The organism is Isoptericola sp. NPDC055881 (genome assembly GCF_053615895.1).
In genome coordinates this window covers 1-4618 of record NZ_JBSHCR010000132.1, presented here as the reverse complement: position 1 = coordinate 4618, position 4618 = coordinate 1, and the positions used below count along the sequence as shown (strand labels likewise).

1 protein-coding gene is annotated in these 4618 nt (G+C 75.5%); it reads right to left on the bottom strand.

Annotation, left to right across the window (positions count from 1 at the left end; genetic code table 11):
- Positions 1–71: 71 nt before the first annotated feature.
- Positions 72–4442, bottom strand: coding sequence for a S8 family serine peptidase (locus tag ACWGKI_RS20585; protein ID WP_452189526.1), 4371 nt, complete (start codon positions 4440–4442; stop codon positions 72–74).
- Between the last annotated feature and the right edge of the window lie 176 nt (positions 4443–4618).

Below are 4618 nucleotides of genomic sequence, written 5' to 3'. Positions count from 1 at the left end.
GTGCTGACTTGATCCTCAACCTGGCGGTGTGAGGATCAAGTCAGCACGCTCGTTGCCTGGGTCGGGTCAGGTCAGGGCAGCTCCGGCAGGTCGAGGAGCGCCACGCCCGACCCCGTGGGGACGTACCCGTACACGAGGACGCGCGAGCCGTGGACGGCGAACGAGTCCGACGGGAAGAACGTGCGCTGGTCCACCATGTGGCCGACGTCGAAGAGCTTCCCGTCCGCGTCCCACACCACCGGCGTCGTGTCCTCGGGCGTGGGCTGGGCGCTGCCGAGCACCAGGCCCTCGTCCGTGATCGCCGTCGCGGTCCCGTCGAATCCGAGGTCCGGCAGGCGCCGCATGCCGTCCTTCGCCGTCCAGACGAACGCGTCGTCCCCGGACCGCCCCACGACGACGCCCGCCGCGTTGATGCCCTGCGCGACCGCGTCGCCCATCCGCGGGAGGAGGCCCAGGTCCTCGACCTGCCCGGCCGGCGTCCAGCGCACCGCGTGCGCCATGCCGTCGAGCACCGACGTCCCGACGACGAAGCCCGCGTCGTTGATGGCGAGCGCCTTCGTGCCGCTCGGGTCGTCGCCCAGGTGCGGGAGCATCCGGAAGCCCGCGCCGTCCGTCCAGACCCACGGGTCCGCGTACCGGTGCGCCTTGCCGTCGACCATCACGTCCTGGACCGACGTGCCGACCACCTGGACGCCATGGGTGTCCGTCGCGTCGTTGAGCGCGAACGCGTAGGTGGAGTCGTAGTCCCGCGTGCCCGGCACGCCGAGGTCGACCAGCGTGCCGTCCGCGCGCCAGAGCGCACCGACGACGTCGCCGGACTTCCGCAGCACCTGCCCGGCGGCGTCGCCCGCCTCGTTGATGCCGTAGGCGGACCCCATGCGGCCGTCCGGCCCGACGTCGAGGGGCGTGAAGCCGCCGCCGGCCGTCCACAGGCCGGGGGTGGTGAGCCCCTTGACCTGGTCGTCGCCGGCGACGACGCCGGAGCCGTTCATGTCCGCGCCGACGAACGGCTGGTCGGTGGCGACCACGTCGGCCTGCGGGGTGCGGACCGCCGCGACCCGGACCTGCGCGTCGCCGACGACGCCGCCCTCGGCGTTCACCAGGGGCACGGTGCCCACCAGCGCACGGGTACCGAACGGGTGGGCCACCGCCGTGACGTCGACGTCGAGGCCGAGCGTGGCCCAGGGGGCCAGCTCGTGGGCCGCGTCGTCGGTCGCGGTGACGGTGCCGAGCGACGGGGAGAAGAACTTCTCCACGTAGTCGAACTCCACCTGACCGCCGGGGACCGAGGTGCCGGAGACCACCACGATGTACGTGCCCGGCGCCGGGTCGCGCACCGTGAGCCGCTCGGGCACCGCGCCGACCTCCTGGCCGCGGGCCACGACCTGACCGCTGGCGAGGTGCACCAGCAGCACGTCGAGGTCCGCGTCGGCCAGGGGCGTGAGGGTGAGGTCGAGCAGGGTGGCGTCGCGCGGGACGTCGACCCGGTTCTGCTCGACGCCGCCCTGGACGATCTGCCCGCGGAGCTTGACCGTGCGACCGAGCGCACCGGCGGCGGGGTGGACGTCGACCGTGCCCCACGTGTTCGTCGCGGCCAGCTGCACGCGCTGCGGGGTCTGCACGTCGAGCGTGTCGAGCGAGACCTCGGCGGGCGTGAACGAGACGCCCTCGAGGGCGGCACGCACGCGGTAGCCCGGCGTGGCGGCCGGGGCGACGCGCGACGCCTCCACGACCAGCTCCCAGACCCCGGCCCGCGGCCGCTCGTACGAGTGCGTCGACGGGTCGCACGTGGCGGTCGCCGTGTAGCAGGCGGACGGCGCGTCGACGGGCAGGCCGACCGGGTCGAACGCCCGCACCCGGACGCCCGGGGCGGGGGTGCCGTCCGCGCCGGCGAGCGAGACCTGCAGGTTCTGCACGCCCTCGGGCACGGCGACGAAGACGGACTCGGCGCCGCCGCGCGGCACCGTCCCCGTCGCGGTCACGGTGCGGGCCGGCGCGGCGGCGACGTCCGTCGCGACGACGGTGAGCGGCACGACGTGGTCGACGCCGGGCGTGCTCGGGTCGTCGACCCGCAGCAGCGCCGAGTGCAGGCCGGCGGTACGCGGGTGCGCCTGCACCTGGATCGTCGTGGCGTCGCCGCGGCCGAGCCGCACCTGCCGGGGCACGTCGAACGTGCCGTCGTCGCCGACGAGCGTGAGCCGGTGCAGCTGCGACGCCGCGGACCCGGTCGTGCGCGTCACCTGCACGTCGTACGACGTGCGGTCGCCGGGGGCGAGGCCGCCGTCGCCGGGCAGGCAGCGGTCGTGCACGCCCGCGCCGACGCCCGGCGTGGCCAGGGCCGCCGACAGCGCGGTGCACACCGGCGCCGTGACCGTGTAGGCGGCGCGCTCGGGACGCGCGGCGCCGTCGACGAGCAGCTGCCGCCACGCGGCGGGCACGTCCACGACGCCCGCGCCCTGGGCGGCCACCTGGACGCCGTCGATCAGCCGGGCGGTGTCCGTCACGGCGCTCCGCACGCCCGCCGCGGTGACGGCGGTGCCGCGGGCCTTCGCCGCGGAGCGCAGCAGCGCCACGTCGCCCGCGACCTGCGGCGACGCCATCGACGTGCCGTTGAGCATCCCGTACCCGGCGGGCAGGTCGTACCCGGTCTCGGGCACCGCCTCCCCGTCGAGCCACGTGGGGATCGCGGAGACGGCGGCACCAGGTGCGCTCACCGTCGGCTTGAGCGAGCCGTCCTCCGACGGGCCGCGCGCCGAGAACGGGAACAGGGCCAGGTCGGTGGGGACGCGGGAGCCGTAGTCCGCGAACCAGGTGTCGTCGCTGACGGACGCCGCCACGCTGATGACGCCGTCCCCCGTGGACGGCGGCGAGACCGTGTTCAGGCCGGGGCCGTCGTTGCCCGCCGCGGCGACGATGTCGACGTCGTACGTGTCGACCAGCTGGTCGTAGAGGCGCGCGACGGCGCTCGAGCCGTCGTTGAGCGGCACCAGCCCGCCGAGCGAGACGTTGACGACGTCGACGTGGTGGTCGACGACGAGGTCGATCATGCCCTCCGTGAGCGCCACGGCGGTGCAGCCGCCGTTCCACGTGCAGGCGCGCGCGGAGACGATCTGCGCGCCGGGCGCGGCGCCGCGCATCGCGCCGCCCAGCAGCCCGTTGCCCGCCGCGATGGCGGCCACGTGCGTGCCGTGCTCGGCCGCCACGACGCCCAGGTTGACGTAGTCGCCGACCTTGCCGACGTTCGCGCCACCGAGCGGGGACAGGTCGACGTCCTCGCGGTAGTCGACGGTGAACGGCATGCGCTCGGCGACGTCCGTGGCCGGGTCGTCCGTGCCGAGGTAGCCCACCTGCCGGTCGACGCCGAACGGCAGCATCGGCGTCTCCTCGGCGAGGTCGCCGTCGGCGTCGGAGTCCACCCGGATCTCGTGGGTCTGCGGGTCGTACAGCAGCGCGAAGCGGTCGGAGGTGTCCCCGTCCCGGTTGAGGTCGCCGGCGGCGTCGGCGCGCGCGGACGAGGTCTCGTTGACCGCCGCGACCAGGTACGAGCCCGCGGGGGCGGTGTACTGGATCCCGCCGTACCGGAACGACGGCCCGGTGACCTTGGTCTGCAGGCGCTGCCAGGTCGCGTCGCTGTCGACGACCGGGTCCGTGGCCGTGAACCAGTCCAGGACCTTCGGTTTGCCGTCGGTGGTGGTCTGCAGCGCGGGGTGCGCCAGGTCGACTCCGGTGTCGAGGACGCCGATCACGGTGCCGCGGCCGTCCCAGCGCGGGTGCGCGTCGGTGAAGGTGACCGCGCCGGTCTCCGCGACCGGCAGGTACGGGTTGGTCGCGGGGGTCGACGCCGTCGGCGCCTCCGGGGTGTCGGCGGCAAGGCTCGCCGTCGCGCCGTCCTCGCCGGCCGCGACCGGCGTCGGGTCGGGGACCTTCAGCTCGCGGTCCAGGTCGACGGCGAGGACGTCGCCGCGCGCGGCGAGCGCCGGAACCTCGTCGGTCGGCACGGTCGCGCGCACGTAGCCGAGGTCGTCCTCGGTCCGCCCGACGACGCCGCCGGTGCCCTCGACGGCGTCCTCGACGGCGCCCGCCCGGTCCGGCCGCACGGCGAGCAGGACGGTGACCGTGGCGTCGTCGGACGCCTGCGCCTCGCTGAGGAGCCGCTGGTCGGCGTCGCCCAGCTTGGCGTCGAGCGCGGCCGCGTCGTCGCCGTCGACGACGGGGGCGAAGCCGTCCGCGCCGTCGTCCGCCGCGTAGGGGTCGTCCGGTGCGCCGGCCGCCGCGTCCTGGGCGGCCTCCTGCGGCGAGACGAGCGCGTCCCCGTCGTCGGCGGCGACCGCCGAGGGCGGGGCGAGGGCGGTGAGGGCGAGGGCCGCCGCCGTCAGGACGACGGCGGCTCGCCTCGCGCGTGCGGACCCGGGGGCCGGCACGCGGCGGAAGGTCGGTTTCATCGGGGCTCCTCGTGTGAAGGGGTTCCCCGAACGCTCCCGGTGCGGCGTCGACCGGGTCAACGACCTTGCGCGGCGGATCCGCGCCACGGCACGATCTCGCCACCTGCCCCCGCCCCCACCCCCACCCACCCGGACGCAACGAGCGTGCTGACTTGATCCTCAAACCCGCGGTTTGA